At 35.2% G+C, this 22,060-nt stretch carries 22 protein-coding genes; 1 reads left to right on the forward strand and 21 read right to left on the reverse strand.

Annotation, left to right across the window (positions count from 1 at the left end):
* Positions 1–17: 17 nt before the first annotated feature.
* The 19 genes from neuC to Q8Q95_01805 form a co-directional block, all read right to left on the reverse strand.
* Entirely contained in the window at positions 18–1,286 is a 1,269-nt protein-coding gene (gene neuC, locus Q8Q95_01715) for a UDP-N-acetylglucosamine 2-epimerase (protein ID MDP3764316.1), read from the reverse strand.
* A gap of 5 nt (positions 1,287–1,291) precedes the next feature.
* A complete protein-coding gene (locus Q8Q95_01720) occupies positions 1,292–2,410 on the reverse strand; it encodes an N-acetylneuraminate synthase family protein (protein MDP3764317.1) in 1,119 nt (372 codons plus the stop codon).
* A gap of 28 nt (positions 2,411–2,438) precedes the next feature.
* Positions 2,439–3,398, reverse strand: a complete 960-nt coding sequence (locus Q8Q95_01725) for an NAD(P)-dependent oxidoreductase (protein ID MDP3764318.1) — start codon at positions 3,396–3,398, stop codon at positions 2,439–2,441.
* 8 nt (positions 3,399–3,406) lie between these two features.
* On the reverse strand, positions 3,407–4,813 hold the full coding sequence (locus Q8Q95_01730) for a glycosyltransferase (GenBank protein ID MDP3764319.1): 1,407 nt from the start codon (positions 4,811–4,813) through the stop codon (positions 3,407–3,409).
* Between the two features lie 3 nt (positions 4,814–4,816).
* Positions 4,817–5,467, reverse strand: a complete 651-nt coding sequence (locus Q8Q95_01735; GenBank protein ID MDP3764320.1) for an HD domain-containing protein — start codon at positions 5,465–5,467, stop codon at positions 4,817–4,819.
* Positions 5,468–5,980 (reverse strand): adenylyltransferase/cytidyltransferase family protein, encoded by a 513-nt coding sequence (locus tag Q8Q95_01740; GenBank protein ID MDP3764321.1) that lies wholly within the window; start codon positions 5,978–5,980, stop codon positions 5,468–5,470. It abuts the gene before it with no gap.
* Entirely contained in the window at positions 5,970–6,908 is a 939-nt protein-coding gene (locus Q8Q95_01745) for a GDP-L-fucose synthase (protein ID MDP3764322.1), read from the reverse strand. The genes Q8Q95_01740 and Q8Q95_01745 overlap by 11 nt, the downstream gene beginning before the upstream one ends.
* Before the next feature lie 4 nt (positions 6,909–6,912).
* A complete protein-coding gene (locus Q8Q95_01750) occupies positions 6,913–8,274 on the reverse strand; it encodes a CDP-glycerol glycerophosphotransferase family protein (protein ID MDP3764323.1) in 1,362 nt (453 codons plus the stop codon).
* The gene (locus Q8Q95_01755) at positions 8,271–8,729 is read right to left on the reverse strand and encodes a GNAT family N-acetyltransferase (GenBank protein ID MDP3764324.1); all 459 of its coding nucleotides are present in this window, start codon (positions 8,727–8,729) and stop codon (positions 8,271–8,273) included. The genes Q8Q95_01750 and Q8Q95_01755 overlap by 4 nt, the downstream gene beginning before the upstream one ends.
* A gap of 1 nt (position 8,730) precedes the next feature.
* Positions 8,731–10,071: a CDP-glycerol glycerophosphotransferase family protein gene (locus Q8Q95_01760; GenBank protein ID MDP3764325.1), complete on the reverse strand. Its 1,341-nt coding sequence runs from the start codon at positions 10,069–10,071 to the stop codon at positions 8,731–8,733.
* 37 nt (positions 10,072–10,108) lie between these two features.
* Complete coding sequence (locus Q8Q95_01765; GenBank protein MDP3764326.1) at positions 10,109–11,956, reverse strand: hypothetical protein; 1,848 nt, start codon at positions 11,954–11,956, stop codon at positions 10,109–10,111.
* Between the two features lie 118 nt (positions 11,957–12,074).
* A complete protein-coding gene (locus tag Q8Q95_01770) occupies positions 12,075–12,323 on the reverse strand; it encodes an acyl carrier protein (protein MDP3764327.1) in 249 nt (82 codons plus the stop codon).
* Positions 12,310–13,881 (reverse strand): HAD-IIIC family phosphatase, encoded by a 1,572-nt coding sequence (locus Q8Q95_01775; protein MDP3764328.1) that lies wholly within the window; start codon positions 13,879–13,881, stop codon positions 12,310–12,312. Before Q8Q95_01775 ends, Q8Q95_01770 begins: the two co-directional genes overlap by 14 nt.
* Positions 13,882–13,884: 3 nt before the next feature.
* Entirely contained in the window at positions 13,885–14,982 is a 1,098-nt protein-coding gene (locus Q8Q95_01780; GenBank protein ID MDP3764329.1) for a GNAT family N-acetyltransferase, read from the reverse strand.
* Entirely contained in the window at positions 14,973–15,203 is a 231-nt protein-coding gene (locus Q8Q95_01785; GenBank protein ID MDP3764330.1) for an acyl carrier protein, read from the reverse strand. Before Q8Q95_01785 ends, Q8Q95_01780 begins: the two co-directional genes overlap by 10 nt.
* Positions 15,181–16,695, reverse strand: coding sequence for an amino acid adenylation domain-containing protein (locus Q8Q95_01790; GenBank protein MDP3764331.1), 1,515 nt, complete (start codon positions 16,693–16,695; stop codon positions 15,181–15,183). The genes Q8Q95_01785 and Q8Q95_01790 overlap by 23 nt, the downstream gene beginning before the upstream one ends.
* Complete coding sequence (locus Q8Q95_01795) at positions 16,683–17,018, reverse strand: 4'-phosphopantetheinyl transferase superfamily protein (protein ID MDP3764332.1); 336 nt, start codon at positions 17,016–17,018, stop codon at positions 16,683–16,685. Before Q8Q95_01795 ends, Q8Q95_01790 begins: the two co-directional genes overlap by 13 nt.
* Positions 17,009–17,467: a GNAT family N-acetyltransferase gene (locus Q8Q95_01800; protein ID MDP3764333.1), complete on the reverse strand. Its 459-nt coding sequence runs from the start codon at positions 17,465–17,467 to the stop codon at positions 17,009–17,011. The genes Q8Q95_01795 and Q8Q95_01800 overlap by 10 nt, the downstream gene beginning before the upstream one ends.
* 7 nt (positions 17,468–17,474) lie before the next feature.
* On the reverse strand, positions 17,475–18,827 hold the full coding sequence (locus tag Q8Q95_01805) for a CDP-glycerol glycerophosphotransferase family protein (GenBank protein MDP3764334.1): 1,353 nt from the start codon (positions 18,825–18,827) through the stop codon (positions 17,475–17,477).
* Between the two features lie 107 nt (positions 18,828–18,934).
* On the opposite strand from Q8Q95_01805, the gene Q8Q95_01810 reads away from it, so the two are divergent.
* A complete protein-coding gene (locus tag Q8Q95_01810) occupies positions 18,935–19,543 on the forward strand; it encodes a class I SAM-dependent methyltransferase (protein MDP3764335.1) in 609 nt (202 codons plus the stop codon).
* 4 nt (positions 19,544–19,547) lie between these two features.
* Here Q8Q95_01810 and rfbH read toward each other — a convergent pair whose 3' ends face one another.
* Both rfbH and Q8Q95_01820 read right to left on the reverse strand, forming a co-directional pair.
* The gene (gene rfbH, locus Q8Q95_01815; GenBank protein MDP3764336.1) at positions 19,548–20,858 is read right to left on the reverse strand and encodes a lipopolysaccharide biosynthesis protein RfbH; all 1,311 of its coding nucleotides are present in this window, start codon (positions 20,856–20,858) and stop codon (positions 19,548–19,550) included.
* Positions 20,859–20,864: 6 nt separating this feature from the next.
* Positions 20,865–22,040, reverse strand: a complete 1,176-nt coding sequence (locus Q8Q95_01820; GenBank protein ID MDP3764337.1) for a pyridoxal phosphate-dependent aminotransferase — start codon at positions 22,038–22,040, stop codon at positions 20,865–20,867.
* Positions 22,041–22,060: the final 20 nt, after the last annotated feature.

Here is a 22,060-nt window from a genome sequence, read left to right on the forward strand (position 1 = left end):
AATACCCTAACACAATATTAAGCTACTGGAGAAATAAAAATCTCGTGAAAAACTTTTTGAATATCCAAATCAACTGTGGCAAAAACATCGACTATTTTAAGAGCCGAGTCGCCCCCGCCAAAAATATTACTAACAGGAAACTTCCCTCGGTTAATTTGAGTCAAAATTGCTTGTCTTAAAGAATCTTTTTGGTTATCAATGACTTCTAAAATATTATCTCCCCTTTCTCTGTTGTTTTGTCTGGAACCCAGTAAAACCACCGGGGTACCAAAATAGGCCCCTTCACGAATAAAGCTGGAAGAATTGCCTACGGCACAGGCTGTATATTTTAAATACTTATAAAAATCATCGGGGTGTAATGTTTTTGTAAAAAAAACATTATTGGGCTTTTCTTTTTCTAACCAATTTTTAATAACACCACCTAAGGCGTCTGAACCGGCATCAATATTAGAACCTAAAATAATTTTGGGTATTGATATTTCTTTTATAGCAGAGATTAAATTTTGAGCAAATTTAAAATTTTCTTCCGAAGAAATTGTAGTAACGGGATGAGCTAAGATTAAAAGATAGGGTTTTGATATATCCAGTTTAGAAAAGACATCCGGCCTAATTTTAAAATCCACATTAGCAATAGCATCTATGGCCGGAGAACCCACGTTAAAAACTTTCTCTGGATTTTCACCCATTTGTATAACTCTATTTCTGCTAGATTCTGTAGAAGTGAAATGAATATGCGCCAGCTTGGTTATAGCATGTCTTACGCTTTCATCTATAGTGCCACTCATATCACCGCCTTCATTGTGGGCTATGGGAATGTTTAGATAGGAAGCGACCATGGCCACAGCCATCATTTCAAATCTGTCGGCATTAACGAAAACCACATCGGGTTTTATTTTTCTAATTTCATCGGTTAGTTTTTCTAGTCCAAACCCTGCGGTTTTAGCCATTGTTTCCGATTTACCGCCGTCAAAAAAAATTGGCACATATGCTTCTAACTCAAAACCATCTGCTAAAAGATTTCTGGCTAAAAAATCATTTTTAAAAACATATTTTTTACCCAAGAAAGATCTTATTCGCGCTAACATATACCAAGGCAAAGCTAAAAACCAAGATCTGGGACGGCTATTTATTATATTTTTTAAAAAATAACCATAAGCCGCGGGTACACCTACTATTATCTTTAAATCTAAGTTTGGATGATTTTTTATAGCATTAAGAACCGGACGCAACCGACCATAGTGGGCTCGGTTAAATATTGGAACTAAAATTTTTCTTTTAGGATTCATAACAGTCAAACTATCATTTCTAGAGAAATCGGTTGGTTCTTAGTTATAGCTTGAGAAGCTTTTTTACCAAGAATATTTTCATATTTTTCGGAAGGCAAGCCGTCCAAATGCAATTGTGGGCGCATAGCTCCCAACATTTCTTGTTTGATCTCTATGCCTGCTGGTATATCTGTTAAAGCTACCAACGTTTTTCTAAAAAACGGCCTAAACTTAACTTCGCCTTCTTGTAAAACTTTTATGGTTTTACCCATCCCCTCTTTTACAATTTCCTTGTTAAGATATTCTTCTTTTTTATTTGGATTTGATTCTATGTTTCTTATCTCTGAAACCATAAGCTTAAGTTCTTCTGGTGTCATAGCCACTTTATGATCCGAACCCCATAAATCGCGATTTAAAGAAAAATGTTTTTCTATTATTTTGGCGCCCAGAGCTACAGCCGCTAAAGCCGAATCCATACCGATAGAATGATCGGAAAAACCTATGGGCACATTATATCTTTCCTTAAAAAAGTTAATCGTTTGCAGCTGAAGTTCTTCGGGTGGGCAGGGATATTTAGAAACACAATGCAACAAAGAAAAATCCGCGCCCTTATCTTTTAAAAATTTAACAGCCAGATCCACCTCTGCCAATGTGCTCATGCCCGCCGAGATTATAATCGGCTTTCCGGTTGAAGCCAGATAATCTAGCATTACAAAATCCAAAATATCGCCCGAACCTACTTTCCATAAATCTACGCCAACTTCTTCGTTTAAAAGCCTAGCCGCACCGCGACTCATTGGTGTAGAGAAAAAAATAATACCAAGCTCATCGCAATACTTTTTTAGTTCCTGCCAAAACCAAACTGGCGTAGCACTGGTATTTCTCTTAACCCAACTATATCTGTCTGCTCCGTTAAAATGAGGAGCCACAACATTTATATTGGCCTGCTCATCGTCTACGGTGTGAGTTTGAAACTTAACAGCATCAGCACCAGCTTCTTTGGCCAAACGAACCAGCTCTTTAGCATTAGCTAAATAAACCTCTGGCGTTTGATCGGCTTCGGTCTGTATAAAACCTTTGCCGATTTCGGCTACGACAAAAACGGAGTTATTTGCGTGTTTTAAATTTTCTATTTTAAACCCCATTTTTATGCCTATTACAACAATTTTTAACTTATCTTAGTTTCCCAGACTTGACGAACTTTTCAACCTCTTTAGCTATAAAATCTTCAGTTATATGCATAGCCTCAAAAGTAGCTCCGCCTATATGCGGAGTTATTATTAAATTGTCGTGTGCCTTGGCATACTTCCACAAAAAATCCTGCTTGAGATGGGCGCCATCGGATAATTCGTTATCCATAACATCTATGGCCGATCCGGCTATCATTTTTTGGGACAGAGCCTTATACAAAGCCTGCTTTTCTATTAACTCTGCCCGTGCAGTATTGATAAAATAAGCCGTGGGTTTCATCAATCTAAAATGCTTCAATTTTAGGAAACTATGATTTTTTTCTGTCAAAAGCGCGTGGAGAGAAACAACATCGGAAATTTTTAGCAATTTTTCTAAACTAACAAAATCAACACCTCTTGCAGGCTTCACATAAGGATCATAAGCCACTATTTTCATGCCAAGAGCTTTGCCATATCGAGCCATAATTTTTCCAAGCCGACCGTACCCAATAATTCCCAATATCTTTCCAGAAAGTTGATAACCACGAAAACTCATTCTATCCCACTGACTTTCTTTTTTAATATTTTCAAATGCAGGGTTTATGTTTCTTACTAAAGATATCATTAAACCAAAAGCTAATTCAGCGGTAGAAGTAATATTTCTTAAAAAACCAGTATGTCCCCTTAAACTAATAATTTCAATTCCTTTTGATTTAGAGTAACCTATATCTATATGGTTTAGACCAGTCGTTGGAGTTGCAATTATTTTAAGATTGGGCATCTTATCAATCCAGAATCTATCTATGGCATATTTTAATCTGACCACAAGTATATCAGCCAAGAACTTTGGCCCTTGTTTTTTTAAGGCTTCAACTGAAGTACAAAAATAAACCTGCCCCAATTTTTTATACAAAGCAAGGGCTTTTAGAGAATAATCCTCTGACTCAACAATTAAAGTTTTCATGACTTTAGCTACCTAAATTTAAACTTTCGCGCGGCAAATAAAGTCATTTTTAGCAAAAGCCAGCCATGGCGCCAGCGCTGAATATTGGTATCGCCATAGGTTCTAGCCTGATACCGAATAGGCATTTCTACTATTTTTAAATTCAATTTAGCCGCACCAAAAAGCAAATCGAAATCGCCAAAAGGGTCAAAATCGCCAAAGTATTTCCTGTTAGCTGCAATAAATTCGTAATCTTTTTTAAATAAAACTTTAGTGCCACAAAGAGTATCTTTTATGCGTTGGCCTAAAATCCAGCTAAACATCAAACTAAAAAATTTATTGCCTAAAATATTTAAAAATCTCATTGACTCGTTTTCTAGCGGATACACCAGACGCGAGCCATTTATAAATTCTCCTTTTCCAGAAATTATAGCATTATAAAACTTTGGCAAATCTTCCGGCGGCATAGTTAAATCGGCATCAAGAATCATCAGAACTTCTCCCTTGGCTTTTTCAAAGCCCAACCGTACCTTATCTCGTTTGTTATCAATAATTCCTTCATACCAATGTATATTCTGTTTTCCGACATATATCTCTGCTACTCGTTTAATTTCTTCAAATGTGCCGTCCGATGATCCTTTTTCAACAAAAATAATCTCTTGATAAGTACCAAATCTAGGTATTCGTTTAACAGCATCCTCAATATTTCCCTTTTCATTGCGACATGGAATAATAATGGAAACTGATCTTTCTTCTCGATCTTGAGGAATAGGACGAGCAACGACATACTGAATTACACCAACTTTTCTAATTAAAGGTAGGTTGCCTATGTAGCGATTTATAATTACCGAAATAAACGGTATATACACAGGTAAAACCAATTGGTTGTCACTTTTAATAATTTCAAACCCGCTCATGTATAGCAGGTTTTCTACATCTTTTAGTGAAAGCCAATTTTGCAAATGTTGACGATCTTTTATGTGGAGTAACTCTGCGAGTCTCAAGATAGGTTCCCAGAGATAGTTGTAATACGTAATAACAAGTTTTGTTTTTGCGTGAGTAACACGTCTTAAATTTGAAAAAACGCACTCAACATCATTTACTGAGCCAACTAAATCGGAAAGAATAATATAATCAAAACTCTCTCCAATTTTTAAATCTTCCGCATTATCAACTCGCCACTCTAAAGAAGGATATTTTGAACGAGCCTTATTCATCATTCGCGAACTTATATCAACCCCCACTCCCCGGCTGGGCATAACAGCATTTAATAAATCTCCCGTACCAGCACCTATTTCGAGCACAAGCTGTTTTTTAGGTATTAAAAAACATAATAAATTTTCAAGATTTTGGTGATAATACCAATTTCGCTTTTTCCAATAATCTCGAGTTTCTGCCTTTAAATCAAAATGTTCGGCTAATAATATCTTCGGCATATGTTATATGTTAAATAATTCTTTGAGTTTGCGTTTAATAAGAGAAACTATCATCTCTGGACTAACCTTAAGTCTTTTGGCGATCTCGTTTTCTATAATATGCCCAACCTCTCTTTGGACTTGAAAATAAGTTTTGCCGTTAAAAAGCTTCTTACCTGATTCATTTAACTCACGATATCGTTCAGCGCTTTCTAGCTCATCTATTCGTTCATCCAAACTAACAACAGCATTGCCAAATGTAATATCATCAATATAGTGCATTACCTGATAAATGAAATCCTTACCAAGGATATTACTTAAAGAAGAATGGCCAACCGATTCAGTAAGCAAAATAACATCATCATAATATCCAGCTTCTTTCAAAAACTGTGAACTTTCTTTTGCTTTTTTATTGTATTCTTCTGCTCCATATTTATTAACTGCCTCTCGTTCATTGCGTTTAAACCAATCGTGCAGTATTGCGGCTATTATCAACATATCCTGATCTTTTTCTTTAAACCCAAGTAGTTCCCCTAAAACACTAGCAACAAGCCCTTCTGTAAAACAATGATTAAAAACATTTATCCAATCGTCTACCAATCTTCCTTTATTTTTTAAAAAATTAAGTTCACGGTTGAATTTTTTTTCAAATTTTTCTTTTTGATCCGTACTCATTTAAGTAAAATTCTTTAGTATTACCTTATTCAGTAATGCCGTAGTAGAAACAAATTCTCCTTTCATTTCTTTTCTAAGACAAATTTTAATTCCATATTTATCGGCAATTTTTTGTTTTAACAGCAAAGCTTTATCATCGGGTGGCAACATATAATATGTGGGACAGATAATAGATATAATTTTTTCGTGATCAATACGTCCCTTAAGGGGTTCTTTTAAAATAACCACATAATCCACACACTCAAGGGTAGCAAGCAGTTCAGCTCTATGTTTTTCAGAAAAAACCGGGCGATTTTCACCCTTGAGTGCTTTTAAGGTTTTGTCACTACCTAATCCTACAACCAAGATATCTCCTATACTTTTGCAATAACGAAGAGCTCGAACATGCCCAATGTGAAAAATATCAAAACAGCCTGTCTTAAAAACAATTTTTTTGCTATCGTGATGAAGTCGCTTTGCAATGGTTGCCGCCTCTTTATAGGAAATAATTTTTGTTTTATATCTATTTTCCATACAGTTCATACCATTTAATCGTCTTTCTTAAACCATCTTCAAAGTTTGTCTTAGCCTTAAAATTAAACTCTTTTTCGGCCCTAGAGGTATCCAATAATCGACGTGGTTGGCCATCGGGCTTAGATTTGTCCCACGTTAACTTGCCTTTAAAATTAGCTAGTTCCGCAATTTTTTCGGCAAGATTTTTTATAGAAATCTCATTACCAGAACCTAAATTTATAGGTTCCGAATTATTATAATACACTAAAGCCTTAACTATGCCCTCGGCAGCATCTTCGGCATATAAAAATTCTCTTGTAGCTTCACCGCTACCCCACACCTCTACTGTATTTAGATTTTGTTTTTTGGCTTCAAAAACTTTTTTTATTAAAGCCGGTATGACATGAGAAGAAGCAGAATCAAAATTATCACCGGGACCATAAAGATTAACAGGCAAAAGAGTTACAGCATTAAAATTGTACTGTTGACGATAAGCAGAGGCCTGAACTGCTAACATTTTTTTAGCCAAACCATAAGGTGCATTTGTTTCTTCGGGATAACCATTCCAAAAATCTTCTTCTTTAAAAGGCGAAGGCGTAAATTTAGGATAGCTACAAATAGTTCCTACCGCTAAAAATTTTTCCACGCCGACTTGGCGAGCCGCTTCCATAAGCTGAATACCCATAATAGCGTTATCGTAAAACAAAGATGCGGGGTTTTCTTTGTTATAGCCAATTCCGCCAACTTTAGCAGCCAAATGTATAATAATATCCTGCCCAGCAACAACCTGTTCACAATTAGAACGATCTCTTAAATCGCAATCTCGGGATCTTGGAATTGTTATATTTTCTATACTGGCACCATTTTTTAATAATTCGGACACAACAAATTTACCCAAAAAACCTGCGCCACCCGTTAATAAAATTTTTTTACTCGCAAGATTAAACATGGTTTTAATATAACAATGATAACAAAAACTTTCCAATTCTTTCGCCCGAATAGCCATCCAGTTTCCAGCACTGATTTTCAAGCATTTCTTTTCTAGCAGAAGTATTTAAATCGGGATTTTTTAAACTAGCATCTAAGTATTTTTTAAATTCTTCAATATTTTGAGCCGAAAACATTGCACCTGATTTTATAATATCGTAAGGGTGTTGGTATTCTAAAAATCTTTTAACACTTTGCCAATATGGTTTTTTATCAAACCCATCAAAATGTATTAAAATAGTAGGTTTACTAAATATAGCGGCATCGATACCAATAGAACCTCCGCCCGCAACAATAACATCAGAGTGGTAAAGACAATCGGCCAACCAATCCATATCTGCATCGATTAATTCCTGATCTCTGATGCTTCTACCTTCAAAACTTCGGCCAGGCTTATCAATACAAAAATTCTCATCTGGAATAAACTTACCCAGATGTACTGGATCATTTGGCGTAAACCTTATCAAAACTTGAGCAGGTATAATTTCCTTATTTTTAATAAAGCCTTTTAAAATTTCCATAATCTGCCAATCTGTATCTGTAAAACGCCCGCCAAAAGGAGAAAAAAGTATTAATTTTTGTTTTGGATCCAAACCTATTTTTTTAAAAAACTCTTCACGATTCATTCTTTCACCATTAATATAGCGATCGTATTGAGGAATACCCGATATAAAAATATCTTTTTTAGAAAAATCGTTATATTTAATTGCTTGTTTCTGAAGTATTTCATTGTGAACTATCAACTTATCCGGCTTAATACGTAAAATGCCTTTGGAGGTCAAATTATCCCACGAGCGGATCATGCCTATGGTGCTAACGCCCCTGCGCTTAGCCGTAGCCAACAAAAAAATATCGTTATCATTAAAAACATCTGTGATAAAAACAAGTTGTGGTCGATATTTAAAAAAGTAATTTGAACAATAATCTTTTCTTATAGTTGAATAATCTAATCGCCTCACTAGCGCTTTGAATATTGGTAACCGGCTAAACAGTTCCATTATCAGCCACGAAACAGCAAAACGAAACCATCTACCGTCCCGCGCTAATCTAACTCGTTTATTAACCAAAATAGTCCTTGTACTAACTAAAGAACTGGTAAGATATTTAAATATAGTGTCTCGGCGTGAAGTTTTCCAAACTGCTACACCCTCAACAATCACATTAGGCGCACCAATTTCATGTTTAAAAAAATCAGCTTTGTAATCGGGCACAAAAACTACAACTTTTATACTGGCATCTATCTTAAGTGTTTTTAAAACATTGCTTGCCAAAACGTTCCTTAGGATAAAAGGGTTGAAAGCTGATATAAAAATAGTTTTATTTATCACTTAAATAAGTTAAATCGGTAAAAATTGGTTTCCACCAAGTTAAACCCCATTGCTTGATAGAGTTTATTAGCCTCTTCTCTAACCGGGTTAGTACGTAAACTCAAATGGCGAGCCCTTTTTTGATGGGCTAATTTTATGCCCACCTCCATAAGTAAACGACCTACCCCCCACTTCCGATAGGGCTTATCAATCACTAAATCTTCTGACCAGGCAATCAAACCTGTTGGTATTTTTACAAAATAGACACTCAAAACACCGATTATTTTTTCTTGATTTTTGCTAACTTTGCCAACTGCTACTATAAAAAATAAATGTTCTTGATTAAGCATTTCTTTGTATTCTGTCATGGTTATGTGTTTAGGTGAAACTTTAGTCAAGCTCATTTGAGAAATCAAGTTATTGATATCCACCAGTTCACGCTCTTTGGCTTTTTTAATTATTTTAATTTTTACCATTTTATTTTTGCGATAAAAAACATCTTTCTAGTAAATCCACACTTCTTTTGTAGGATAATCCGTCAATAAACTCAACATACCGATCAACGATTTTCTTCCGGTGGCCGCTATCTAATTTTGGACTTTCTAAATATAAGCTGATTAGTTTTGGCAAATCATCATCTATTTTAACCAATCGAATCGCACCACTTTGATAAATTGGCCGATAATGATCGAAGTCGTAGGCCAGAGCATAAACACCTAAGTAACCAATGTTAATAATTGGCTTATCAAAAATACAGGCTTCAATAGAGATAGTTGAAGCATAATTAATATTTAGATCAGTGTACTTAAGTGAATATTTTAAATTTAAAAGATCTTGATAATTCATTTCTACTCGTCCAGGTACCACCTCTCGACCAGCCATTTCAATGTAAAAATTCGGCAACCCCGTAAATTCGGTGTAATTGCCTGGCAGATCTAATGGATGAAGCCGAACAAAAATATTAACATAGGGAATAACTTTTTTCTTTCGAAGCTCAATTAAATCATAGATATATTTTTTCTGGAAAGGATAGGCCTTTGTTACGGTAGTATATAAAACTGTAGGATATTTTGGATCCAACCCTTTCGATTTTATAAAGTCGGCCCGAGTTGGTTCAGATTCTTCTTTTTTAAAATATGGGTCAAAACGCGGTGTGCCTGAAACAAAAACTTGATTCTCTGGATAATTATGGATTGTCTCCGCTTCATGTTTCATAATTCCATTCCAAGGGATCAAGAAATCAGCTTTACGAATATGTTTAGAATTCATGGTTAAATTATCCCAACTAAAATTAACCGCCACAGTGGATAAACCCAGGCGTTTTGACAAAAGAATTATCTCTGCCTCCCAAGGATCAAAACCCGGAGTAGCCGTAATAACCAACTTCGGTCGATATTGTTTTATCAGCGACCGAAAAAAAACTGAATTCGGCAAAACCATAGCTTCTATAGCCGTAAAAAAATTCACGGTAAGAAACCTTGAAAAAGGTAAACCTATAGTTCTAAACAAACGTCTCTTCCAATTATTTTTATAATTTGGCCGCTTATAAAAATGCTGAGCGGAAGCTAAATAATCAAATTCATTTACCCAACATATCCTTAAAAATTTAAACACACTCCAAAATTTTGGATTCTCCAACTGCCTCTGAACATAGACAGTATCGGCGGATTGATAATATTGATCCGCCTTATTCTGACCCAAAAAAGGAGTTAAAACTATAACCCTATACTTAGATGCAAGATATTCAATATATCTTGTCCGCAAAAGATCAGTAGCAAAAACATAATTAGGCACAGCCAGAAACACCGTATTCTTCATAGTAATTAAACTCAATAAAGGCAAAATGAGTAACCATCTATTTGATAACGCGATAAATCTTGACTAAAGGGTTGTGATAAACCAACTTCAAATTTCGATCATAGGAGAAATCAACTTGGCCAAACTGTTTCTCCCATGGACCATAATACACGTAATCCGAGTTAGTTTCATACCAACTGGGCAATATATTCTCATATTGTTTTAACACCTCCTGCGGATTCTTATAAAAATCACTAATACCATATCCAGCCGACAGAAGGTACCATGGAGTTTTTTCAAAATTTATCTGACTGTCTTTAGGACACAACTTGTTAGAACAATCAATTTTAAAATAAACATCCAACCGACGAGCTAAAACTTCATTAGAAACTTGAAATAACTTATTGCTAGTCAAAAATCTATCTTCAATTTCGGAATCAGTTAAGGGCGACAAAAAACCGGAGGCCAAATATGGACGAGCCGAAGTATAAGATGCCAGATATAAAGAAGTAATCAACGATGACGACACTACACGGGGTTCACCTTCAACACCCTTATTGATCCAACGCCATGAAGAAACAATATCTTGAGGGAAATCATACCTTCTGGAAAGCTCTAGGGGAGGATTTTTCAAAATAAAAACATTAATTGTGTGCTTGCTTATCAATAATGCCATCAGTACCACCAACACAATATCGATTGCTACTTTTATTTGTTTAGATTTTTCTTGGCTATAGTTTTTAAAAAAATCATGAACAAGATTAAATAAAATAATATAAATAATCAAACCGATAGGTTTATTGAAATGAGCCAGTGCAAAACCGAAGCCAAAAAGCGTAGGCGTATACCAAACCAGAAACATTGTGACTACTAGACATATAAAAACACACCCCTTGGCTGGATTGATCTTTTTCTTAAAGTAAAAGAAATAAACTCCGGTCAAGATTACCAAATAAATTATATGATTGAGAATTAGCGTCCAGCCCCAAGAGGAACTAATATAGTCAAATGTTAATAACCGACCAGCTTCCTTACCCAAACGAAAAATGTAATCAGCACTATAGTTGATCTGCGAGAAATTAAAGTAATTAATTACATATGGGATTAGGATCAAAAAGAACGTTGATAACAGGATCAAATAATTTTTTAATCTGGGTTTGCCCGACTTTCTTGAAAATAAAGTCCATAAAAAACACACACCCAGAAATATCGCCCAAAAAAGCCAATAGTGCAAATAAGTATAAGCCAGCAAACCAGCAAAAACACCAGCGACAAGGGCGGTAACTTTTTTGGGTCTGACCCAAAAATAATAAAATGATATTATGGCCGCTAACAAGACGGGATAAGTTAACATAGGATCGTCTATGCGGGCAAAATACATTTTATCAATAGGGGTTCTAACAATGGGAATAAATTTTTTTAAAGTGATGCCCAAAAAATCACGATCATAATATCTAAATATCAGTTGGGGAATTTGAGTTAAAACACCTGTTAACGCAAAAAATATAGCCCACAACTTGGAACGAATCATAAGCCAACCCAACCAAAAAAACAGCAAAAAAATTATGATAGCAAACACAAACTGGGCACTGATATAGGCCCAGTTAAGATTGCCATTAAATAAAAATAAAAAGGGGGAAAACATGGCCGACGGCAAGGGGTTTAATGGAGATAATCCATTCTCTCCAGAAAAAACATTGCGAGGAGGCCAGTGGCCATCAAAAACCTCGCGAGCGCGGGGCAAGTATTGGAAAAATTCATCACGGTAGCCGCTTTGCTGGGCTAATAAAAAATCAGTGCCTTTTTGAGCAAGATTATGCCAAATTAAAACAGGCGGTAAGATGTTCAGAGCACCCACCACCAAAGCCAAAACAATTAACACTACAATAAATTTGTTATCAATCACCCTTATTAATGATAAACGAGTTACTTTTCAATTCAGATTCGGCAGTATAATACATGACTTTCCTCAAAAACCTTATTTATTACTGATCCGCGATGTTTCAAATAATTTAAAACTTAATTTATTGGGAATTATTTTTGTGGATATTGACCCCATGGCGTTTAAGTATTTTTTTTATGTCGCCGACTTTTTTTACAGAAACAATTTCGTCCAAACTAAATTCTACATTGAAGTTTTTTTCCAATTCCGTTACCAGCACCAACCCATTAAATGAATCCCAACTTTCGATATCCTCTGGTTTGGTTGAGTCAGATATGGTTTTAGCACTAATTTTTAAAACTTTTTCTAAAATTTCTTCAACAGTTTTCATAGCTAATCTTTATAAAATCTGGAACTTTATAAGCTTGAGCCAAACTATGCTTATAGGATGTTACATTATCATTTTCCCTTGTTAAGTTAAAGCCGTTGTTAGGATAGAAATTTTGACAGGGTTGGTTTTTGGCAGTCGGTATAAACTCGCCTAAAACAGATGCGGCTCCGCATGTTTTAGCTTGAGCTAAAACATGACCAAGAAAAACTTTTTCTATCTCTCTACCCAAAATTCTGCAACTCAATAAAAAATTATCTATATACCAAATACTGTCTTTAGGTTCAATCATACAAACACCCACAATACCATAATCTCCAAATTTATCTTTAACTTGTACGGTCCACACCTTCCAACCATCGGCCACAAAATCTCCAATTTCTTTTTCTGAATAGCGCCGAGTTGTTAAATTAAACTGATTGGTTTTTTGGGTAAGTTGGGACACTCGAGCTAAACTATTAGAGTTGATTGGAGCTATCTCAATTTTTAAATCTAGCTGTTTGAGAAAATCTTCTACACCACCCAAAGAAGATTGTAATTTTTTTCTTTTATTTTCTTCCGCATACATTTTCCCACGATTTTTATCTTCTTCGGTCAAAGCCGAAGAACTGAAACCTTGATAGCCTTTTAAGCTCTCTGGAGTCAAAACTGCAACTTCTGGAAACCTGTTTTTAATACTTTCTCTTTGGAAAGAATCATCATCAATAAAAACAAAACTATCTAAACTAATATTTAATTCCGAAGCCAACTCTATCATATTTTTAGCTTTATCTTCCCAGTTGATTTTCATTGCGATAAAATTGTTAGCCCGAAGAACCATATCCGGATGTTCATTTATTACAGATAAAGAATCGTCATAATTATTTCTACTATTTATGGCCAAAATAATACCCTTGTTATAAAGTTCTAAAATATATTTTTGCAGATCTTGTTCGGGTTTTATTTCTTTATGATCGCTTTCACCTACGATGCCGTTCCACAAAGTATTATCTAAATCAACGACTAGGCATTTTTTTGTTGATCCGCTTATGGCAATTACTTCTGCAATAAGTTCTTTGTTTGAAAAACTTGGGAACGCTTGAGGCGCCAGCCTTAAATCGCCTAATTCTTTATATTTTGTATACCAATGATCTTTAAATTTTTCCTTAACAGTGCTGCCCCAAATAAGCTTAGTCTTAAAACCGCCATCGGATAGTTTATTAGCTAATTCTTTTATTTGATTTTTATCTATACCAATTTCATCTATTAAAAAATAAACCAAGTCTGGTTTAAATTTATATAATTCACTTTCCAAGTTTAAAATATCTTGTGCATATTGATCATATCCTCCAAGATAAGTATCTGCCCAAATATTATAAAAAACTGCTTGAACCTTAAGAACTTCCGGCAAAGCCTGCAAAGTAAAGTTACTTAAAAAAGCCACTCTTATTTTTCTAAAATAATGTGGTTGCTTGTCGGCATAACTAGGTAATTCTTCGGCTAAAGACAAATAATCTGCCACCGAACCACCGCTTTTAGCCATCAAATTTGAAACCTCAAGTTGTAATTCACTAAACTGCATAGTTTAATAAGGCCTATCTTGATCACCACAGCCTTTGGTGGTGTACCAATTATCTAAATTCCCTATATCTTTGTTAAAATAATTTTGATTAATAAGCTTAAAAGCGAAATTGTTCTTTGTTCTTTTTGTTCTGTTTATAGGATTCAACAATGTTGGGATAAACGAGTACGGTTGGATATCAGAACTAGCAAAACCTGCTTCTTCTAAGGTTGACAATAAAAAATTTCCTGTAAAGAAGAAATCTACCAGATCCAAATTTTTGCCTCGGCAAAACTCTACTGTCTTTAACAGCAATTGACTCTCAACTTCTTTGTTGACCACCATATCTACTATTCTTCCAATCTTTATTCCAGTAGTTTTTTTCTCAATACCGCTTGTTACCTCCTCTATTCTTAAAACAACAAAACCCATCATTTTGTCCCCTTCGGATATGGTAAGAATATCATACTTAACTAAAGGATTATCGGCATAACGCCAGTTTAGATACTGGCTAGAGCGATCAATAGAAATAGGATATTTTGACTTAATCTCTGCCCAAAAACTATCAAATTCTTTACCACAGCGGGTCACCACTTTAAACTTTAAGGATAAAGGATTTGAGGCATGATGGTTTTCATAAACTTTAAAATTCAAATTTTTTTGATCTGTCAGCACTTCCATTGCCCCAGAGTTTAAAATACAAACATATCTTTTAACATTACCAACCTTATAACCCATCTTTTCAAACAATGGCTGGGCCAAAGCATTCACATTATGATCCACCAAAAGATCGAAACCCTTCTCTGCTTCTTTTAAAAGTAAAACTCCGTAACCTAAAGATCGTAAATTTTCTTTAACAATTAAATTAGCAATCCAGTTACACTTAATTGATTTTCCAAAAAAATTACAATCTGCCAAAAATAAACCAACTGTACCAACTAATTCCCTGTCTTTATTAAAAAGACCCAAAGAAGTATAATTTTCTTTACTTGTATTAAAAATATTATCAAACTGCCAATCATAATACTCTTTGTTAACTAAAATATGACCATGGCGATACTGTTCTTTATTGAAAGACTCTATAATAGGCCAATCTCTTTTTTTAAGTAGTCTTATTTCCATTTTTGAATTGTAGATGCTATATTTTCTACTGAATTAAAGTTATCGGAACCAATTTCTTCCATGTTAACCCTGATACCCAATTCTGTTTCAATAAAACTAATCAGTCGAATCATATTAAAAGAATCCAATAAACCATTTTTGATTAAATCAGTGTTATCGTCTTCAACCTTCTTTTGAGTTTCTTTTTCTAAAAATACTTTAATTGTTTCTTTGATATTCATCTTTTAATTTAGGGCGATCTATTTTACCAGTGCTAGTGCGAGGCAAAGAAGATCTTAATTCTATTGTGTGGGGAATCATATAATCTGGCAATATACGGGCTAGATCGATTTTAATTTCGCTAACTGATTTTGGCTCTTTGATACTAACGTAAGCAACTATTTTTGTTCCTCCAGTCTCAATCACGCTAACAGCTACTACACCTGCATCTTGCACATACGGTAAAGAATACAAAGCTGATTCTATATCACCAAGCTCAATACGATGCCCCATAACTTTTACCTGAAAATCTTTGCGCCCAATAAATTCATAATTACCATCGTTAAGTAATCTAACTAAATCGCCAGTTTTATAAACTCGACCCTTGCCAGTAAAATTTAAAAAAGAAGTTTTAGTCTTTTCTGGATTATTCCAGTAACCCAAACCAACCCCCAAGCCACCAACATATAATTCTCCTTCTTCCCCTGCTTTTGCAATGGTGCCATCATCTTTTACTGCAAACACCTCTACACCTCTTTGCGCCTTGCCTATCGGTACTAATTTAGAAAAGTCTATCGGTGGTTGCTGTATTCTATAGAACGTACACTGGACAGTTGTTTCGGTTGGTCCATACATATTTACAAATTCTTTATCTGGAAAAGTGTTCATCCAACTAGCCAAAAATTTGGTGGGAAACCCTTCTCCATTAAAAAATATTTTTTTAATGGAGGGCATACGTCCAACTTTAATCACACCAGCTGTAAACATATAAACCATCACCGACGGCACTGAATCCCAAATAGTAAGTTTGTTTTCTTCTATAAATTTTAACAACTGGCCGGGGAAAAGAGACAGTTCTTCTGGAACTAAACATAACGTAGCACCCGACTTGAAAGCACAGTATAGATCAAAAGTAGAAAGATCAAAATGCAAAGGCGGATGCTGGGACATCTTGTCTTCTGGTTTAATATCCAACTCTGCCACCGCCCAATCTGTGGCGTTTATAATATTGGCATGAGTTATCATCACACCTTTAGGTTTGCCTGTAGAACCAGAAGTATAAAGAATATACGCTAGATCACCGGAGTTATTCTGATAATCCAATTCTGATTCTGATTGAGAGGTAATAAAACTAGCTTCAGCGTCCAAATTAAGAATGCTACCCAGACCCACAACCAAGCTCGCAGTATCAGAATCACAGATTATAATTTTGGGTTCAGCATCGGCCACCACCTGCCTCAAACGATCTTTAGGCGAATGTGCGTCTAATGGCACATAAACCGCATCCGATTTAAGAATGCCCAAAATAACCTGAATTGACTTAGTAGATTTATGCAGACAGAAAGCCACTCTATCATTTCTTTCTATTTTTTTTATTTTTAAGGCGCGAGCTAATTGATTACTGGATTTTTCTAATTCGGAAAAAGTCGAATTAACATCACCAAAGTTAACAGTGATTTTGTTAGGATATTTTTTAGCAGATTCGGAAAAATATTCTTGGACTAATTTAACCATAATGCCATAGCTATCGCATGTTTTTTAGTGTGCGACAAAGATATTAAAAACTTGCCTTTTTGACCTTTAACTTTTGCGCTGGGAACACCGTCTTGGCTGCTAGTAATTCCTATGTCGATCAAATCTTTTAATCTTAAGCCGACTGCTTTAATAATAGCTTCCTTAACTGCAAAACGCACAGCAAAATGGGGGTAGGGATCGACTTTAGACAAACAATAATTTATTTCAGCAAAAGTAAAAATCTTTTTATAAAAAGACTGATTGCTTTTATACGGCAATTTTCTAAAGCGGCCAACTTCTTCAATATCTATACCTATTTCCATGGTAAATTTATTCTGTAAAAATTGGTTTCCTTCTTTATAAAGCCCATACTTATATACATAGCATTGGACTCTATTCTAACTGGGTTAGTCCGAACACTGATGTGTTTGGCCTTTTTCGCCATGGCAATCTCTATTAATTTCTCGGTCAATTTGCGTCCCAAACCTTTGCCACGATAGGCCATATCGACTACAACATCTTCAATAACTGAAATAGCCCCCGTAGGAATATAAACTAAATACACAGTGGCCATAGCAATAATTCTGGATAACTTTTGGCTAGAATCAACAACCGTAACAAGATAAACATTATTTTGTTTCAGTAAACGCTTGAGTCTAGCGGGCGTAAGAAGTTTGGGAGGCACGCTTGAAAGCGCCAACTGTGGCAGAAGTTGGTTGATATCTTGAAGAACCTTTGTGCTAAACTTTCTTAAAATTTGTATTTTAAACATATTTATTTTAGCTAAGCCGTTTTATTAAAAAATCAGCTACTCGTCTGCCGGCTTGGCCATCAACACTTAAACATTGTGAACTAACTAATTTCCTCCTACCTTCATTATCTAATCTGGGATCATCTAAATAGTTATTCAACCATTTTACTAACTCGTTTTCGTTATTGGCTAAACGAACCCCCCCAGTTTTTAAAATAAATTGATAGTGAGCTACTTTATAAGCCCATAAAACAAAATTCATGGGATGGATCTTTCGTTCAAATTTTATATTAATTATAGGCTTATCAAAAATAGCTGCGTCAATCATCATAGTTGAAGGATAACCCACTACCACATCCGAATAATAAAGAGTATCAGCCAAACTCCTAAAATCGGCAAAATTCATATCCCAATCCATACCCCTTTTACTGGAAAATCTCTTACCGGGAATTTGGAATATAAACTTATTTTTATAACTCTTTTTAACCACCACTTCATCATTGGGAGGAAATCTAACAATCACTTGACAAGGAAAATTCAAGCGTCCGCTAGATATTATTTCATCAAAAAACTCTAACATATCCCAATCGTCATCACTAGCTGTTCGGCCTACTGGTAAATAGAGAATATTTTTTTTATCTCGACTTAAACCTAATTTTTCATAAAACTGATCGGCTGGTGTTCTTTTTTCTTTAAAATAATAATCAAAATGGGGCACACCTACTGCAATTATTTGTCTTTCTGGAATATCAATGTATTTTACAGCATCATCTTTAACTAAATCATTATGAACCATCAACCAATCCGGCAGAAGTCTTACCATGGCTCGAGCTGTTATTTTATCCCAGGAATTAATAAGGCCTACGGTAGTAACCCCCCTATGTTTAGCTTCACGGAGCATGGCAATTTCAACACCACCAAAAAGATGCGCCAAAAATACTAGACTGGGTTTATATTTATCAAAGTAAGAAGAGAAAAAATCTTCCGAAATAAGATACCAATCCAGCCAGCGTACAATCCGACGAAAAAACCTTCTAGCAAAAATACGATTAAAAAAGTATCGATATAGAAACTTAATAAAGCTTTTATCTGAGTTGAATAACAACTTTCTTTTAATATCAATTGTGGCAGTGTTAATTAGGTTAAATTTGATAGCACCGAATAACTTTTGTAATAAACCTTTAGCAATATAGTTCTCAATTACTTGATAAACAATATTTGGACCATTAAATTCTTTCTTATAATATTCTTTCTTGGCTTCGCTATCAACAAATAAAACCAACCTGACATAAGGGGTCTTAGCCAATTTTTTATAAATGTCGGTGCGTAATATATTTCTAGCTTCTACACCTTGAAAAATTGTTACAAAAATAGTCTTCACTTAAATCCCGTTGTGGGCTACAATATAACCTCAACTGAGTTAAATTTGTCGCAAGTAAAACGAGCATATTCTGCCTCTTAATTAAAATGATAATATACACATAACCTATGAAAATAACCGATATACTGGAGCATCCAGTCGTTTGGCAACCATTCAGAAAAATCATAGATATTTTGTTTGGTATTTATAGAAAACGACAAGCCATAATAAGACAATTCGGCATTACCAATCAGCTTTCTGTTGTTGATGTAGCCTGTGGCACTGGTCAATATAGTACTATCACTGATTTTCAGTACTTGGGAATTGACCTCAGCGAAAAATATATAGAAACCGCAAAAAAATTGTATGGCAAAGACAATAAAACATTTTTATGCGCTGACGCTAACACCTCTAAAATTTCGGACGGCTCTTATGATGTTGCCCTATTAATTGATGCCACTCATCACCTTTCTGATGAAGAAAATAGAATCTTAATTAAAACTCTTAATAAAATAGCCTCACAATTTATAGTTATTTGCGATCCAGTTACCCAAAGTAAGAATAATCTGATTGGAAGATTCTTAGCCTATATGGATAGAGGAGAATACATTAGACCAACTAAAGTGTTATCGGATCTTATCTCGGAAACGCTTGATATAAAAAAAATAGTTCTACTAAAAATGATGGGAACGGAGAGTGTGTGCATTCTGGCTAAACCCAGAGATAAGACTCGATAAAACACTATTTATACTGGTTAAGAAAAGAACCTAGTACACCAATCATGTAATCCAGCTTGATTTTATCAATACCCTGATACACGCCCACCCAGAAAGAATTATTTAAAACATAATCTGTGTTGGTTAAATCACCCTGTCTAAACTTAATTTGATAGATACGAAAATAAGGTTGTTTGATAATATTGCCCGTAAAAAGCATCCGAGTGCCAATATTGTGTTGATGCAAATAATCCAGCATCTCACGGCGGCTAAAAGGACAGTCGAACTTAAGTGTTATCATAAAACCAAACCAGGAGGGCAAAGAGAATTTTTCTATCCTAGGTAACAACAAAAATTTATCATAAGCCGACAAAAATTTATATAGTTTTTCGAAATTTGCGGCGCGAATTTTAGCAAATTTATCTAGTTTATCTAATTGCGCTAAACCCAAAGCCGCCTGAATATCGGTGGTTTTAAGATTATAGCCAACTTCGGAAAAAATAAATTTATCATCATAATCAGCTGGCAATTCGGTATGTTTATTAGATGTACCAAGACCAGTGTCCTGACGTTTATCTTCACCGGTCTTAAACCAATACTCTCGCCCCCAGTCACGCAGGGATCTGGTAATTCTAGCTAGTTTGGGATCATTGGTAACTACAGCCCCGCCTTCGCCGGTAGTTATATGGTGAGCGGCGTAAAAACTAAATGTAGCCAAATCACCAAAGCTACCTACCATTTTACCTCTATATTTACCGCCCAAAGCGTCACAACAATCTTCAACCAACCATAGATTATGCTGTCGGCAGATTTTTTTTACAGCATCAACATTAAAAGGATTGCCTAAGTGATGAGGTAAAAAAATTGCCTTAGTTTTTTTTGAAATCAGCTGGGCCAGTTGTTTGACATCAATATTGTTCGTGCCTAATTCAATATCTATAAAAACCGGAATCAACTGATGAAGAATCAAAGGGTTAACCGTTGTTGGGAAAGCCGCAGCTAGAGTGATAACCTCATCGCCTGGTTTTAACCTACGTTCATCTAAGTTAGCAGAGGTTAAAGCTGAAATCGCCAAAAGATTAGCCGAAGAACCGGAATTGGTCATTAAACAATGTTTTACACCGATAAGCTCAGCCAGTTTATTTTCAAATTCAGCAGCAAAACGTCCCTCCGTCCACCAACCATCCAAAACTGCTTCGGTCATAGCTAAAAGTTCTTTATGGTCAAAACTCTTACCTGAAGCCGGTATATGAACTTTACCTGGAATAAACTTTTTTTTGCTTGCCAAAGATTTACGGTAGTGGTCTATAATATTTTTCTTTAGTTCGCTGTTCATAAAAATCTATACCTTATTATTTAACAATGCGGATAAACGATTAACACCTTCGGTAATTTTGGCTGTAGAAGTTACAAAGGCCAGGCGTACATAGCCCTCACCATTAGCGCCAAAATCTGTACCTGGTAACACAGCCACGCCAGCTTTATCTAGAGCTAACTTTGAAAACTCTAGACTGGTCATGCCTGTTTCTTTAATATTAACAAAAGCATAAAAAGCGCCCTCTGGTAAAATACACGATATGCTGGGAATAGCATTTATACCATCAACCAAAATATCTCGGCGTTTTTTAAGTTCAAACAACAAAGAACTAATGGCTGTCTGATCACCCTTAAGAGCGGCTACTCCAGCATGCTGAATAAATGGGGGCACATTAGATATAACCATCTCAACCATCAAGCCTAGCTTCTTAGCAATCTCAATAGGGGCAATAGCATAACCTAATCTCCAGCCGGTCATAGCATAAGCTTTAGAAAAACCGTTAAGTATAATGGTTCTTTCTTTGCAATGATCGTGAATAGAAATTGATTCGTGAGGTTTATCGTAAACCATTTTAGAATAAATCTCGTCACTTAGACTTAGAATATAAATATTATTTTTCTGACACAGCTTATATATCTCCGCCAAATCTTCACCACTTATAACTGCTCCGGTAGGATTTCCTGGCGAGTTTAAAATTAATAAACGACATTCTGGAGTAATAACTTTTTCTAAGTCGGCTACCTTCATTTTAAAGCTATTTTTTTCGTGTAACGGAACTATTTTAGCTTTAACACCAATAAAGTCAAATGTGGAGAAATAAGATGAATAGCTCGGATCAGCCACAATTACCGCCTCGCCGGGATTAACTAAAGCTTTAACTACAAAGTAAATAAACGATTTAGCTGGCGCTACCACCACCTGATCTATAGCCGGCTCCCAACCTAAACTATCAAATGTACTTTGGCAGATTGCTTCACGAAGTTCAAAAATCCCGCTAGGATTTACATAATGGGTATCACCCCGCCTTAAAGAATCAATGGCTGTATCAATAACATGGCTGGGGGTATTAAAATCCGGGTCACCAATTTCAAAATGAATAATATCCAGACCTAAACTTTCTAATTCTTTAGTTCTAGCCGATATTTTAAATGTGGAACTACCCACAAGTTTTTGAGCATCAGACGAAAAATTGTGATCCATCAGTTTGTTCCCTAAGATTT

This window comes from bacterium (assembly GCA_030697795.1).
In the GTDB taxonomy this organism is placed as follows: domain Bacteria; phylum Patescibacteriota; class Minisyncoccia; order JACQLN01; family JACQLN01; genus JACQLN01.

What these genes read in the sequence shown, in the direction of transcription:
- Q8Q95_01790 (MDP3764331.1), bottom strand. Translation starts at nt 16,695, where the DNA reads ATGGTTAAATTAGTCCAAGAATATTTTTCCGAATCTGCTAAAAAATAT.
- Q8Q95_01795 (MDP3764332.1), bottom strand. Translation starts at nt 17,018, where the DNA reads ATGGAAATAGGTATAGATATTGAAGAAGTTGGCCGCTTTAGAAAATTG.
- Q8Q95_01740 (MDP3764321.1), bottom strand. Translation starts at nt 5,980, where the DNA reads ATGGAAAATAGATATAAAACAAAAATTATTTCCTATAAAGAGGCGGCA.
- Q8Q95_01800 (MDP3764333.1), bottom strand. Translation starts at nt 17,467, where the DNA reads ATGTTTAAAATACAAATTTTAAGAAAGTTTAGCACAAAGGTTCTTCAA.
- Q8Q95_01780 (MDP3764329.1), bottom strand. Translation starts at nt 14,982, where the DNA reads ATGGAAATAAGACTACTTAAAAAAAGAGATTGGCCTATTATAGAGTCT.
- Q8Q95_01775 (MDP3764328.1), bottom strand. Translation starts at nt 13,881, where the DNA reads ATGCAGTTTAGTGAATTACAACTTGAGGTTTCAAATTTGATGGCTAAA.
- Q8Q95_01725 (MDP3764318.1), bottom strand. Translation starts at nt 3,398, where the DNA reads ATGAAAACTTTAATTGTTGAGTCAGAGGATTATTCTCTAAAAGCCCTT.
- Q8Q95_01820 (MDP3764337.1), bottom strand. Translation starts at nt 22,040, where the DNA reads ATGGATCACAATTTTTCGTCTGATGCTCAAAAACTTGTGGGTAGTTCC.
- Q8Q95_01745 (MDP3764322.1), bottom strand. Translation starts at nt 6,908, where the DNA reads ATGTTTAATCTTGCGAGTAAAAAAATTTTATTAACGGGTGGCGCAGGT.
- Q8Q95_01785 (MDP3764330.1), bottom strand. Translation starts at nt 15,203, where the DNA reads ATGAATATCAAAGAAACAATTAAAGTATTTTTAGAAAAAGAAACTCAA.
- Q8Q95_01760 (MDP3764325.1), bottom strand. Translation starts at nt 10,071, where the DNA reads ATGAAGAATACGGTGTTTCTGGCTGTGCCTAATTATGTTTTTGCTACT.
- Q8Q95_01770 (MDP3764327.1), bottom strand. Translation starts at nt 12,323, where the DNA reads ATGAAAACTGTTGAAGAAATTTTAGAAAAAGTTTTAAAAATTAGTGCT.
- Q8Q95_01735 (MDP3764320.1), bottom strand. Translation starts at nt 5,467, where the DNA reads ATGAGTACGGATCAAAAAGAAAAATTTGAAAAAAAATTCAACCGTGAA.
- neuC (MDP3764316.1), bottom strand. Translation starts at nt 1,286, where the DNA reads ATGAATCCTAAAAGAAAAATTTTAGTTCCAATATTTAACCGAGCCCAC.
- Q8Q95_01720 (MDP3764317.1), bottom strand. Translation starts at nt 2,410, where the DNA reads ATGGGGTTTAAAATAGAAAATTTAAAACACGCAAATAACTCCGTTTTT.
- Q8Q95_01810 (MDP3764335.1), top strand. Translation starts at nt 18,935, where the DNA reads ATGAAAATAACCGATATACTGGAGCATCCAGTCGTTTGGCAACCATTC.
- Q8Q95_01730 (MDP3764319.1), bottom strand. Translation starts at nt 4,813, where the DNA reads ATGCCGAAGATATTATTAGCCGAACATTTTGATTTAAAGGCAGAAACT.
- rfbH (MDP3764336.1), bottom strand. Translation starts at nt 20,858, where the DNA reads ATGAACAGCGAACTAAAGAAAAATATTATAGACCACTACCGTAAATCT.
- Q8Q95_01755 (MDP3764324.1), bottom strand. Translation starts at nt 8,729, where the DNA reads ATGGTAAAAATTAAAATAATTAAAAAAGCCAAAGAGCGTGAACTGGTG.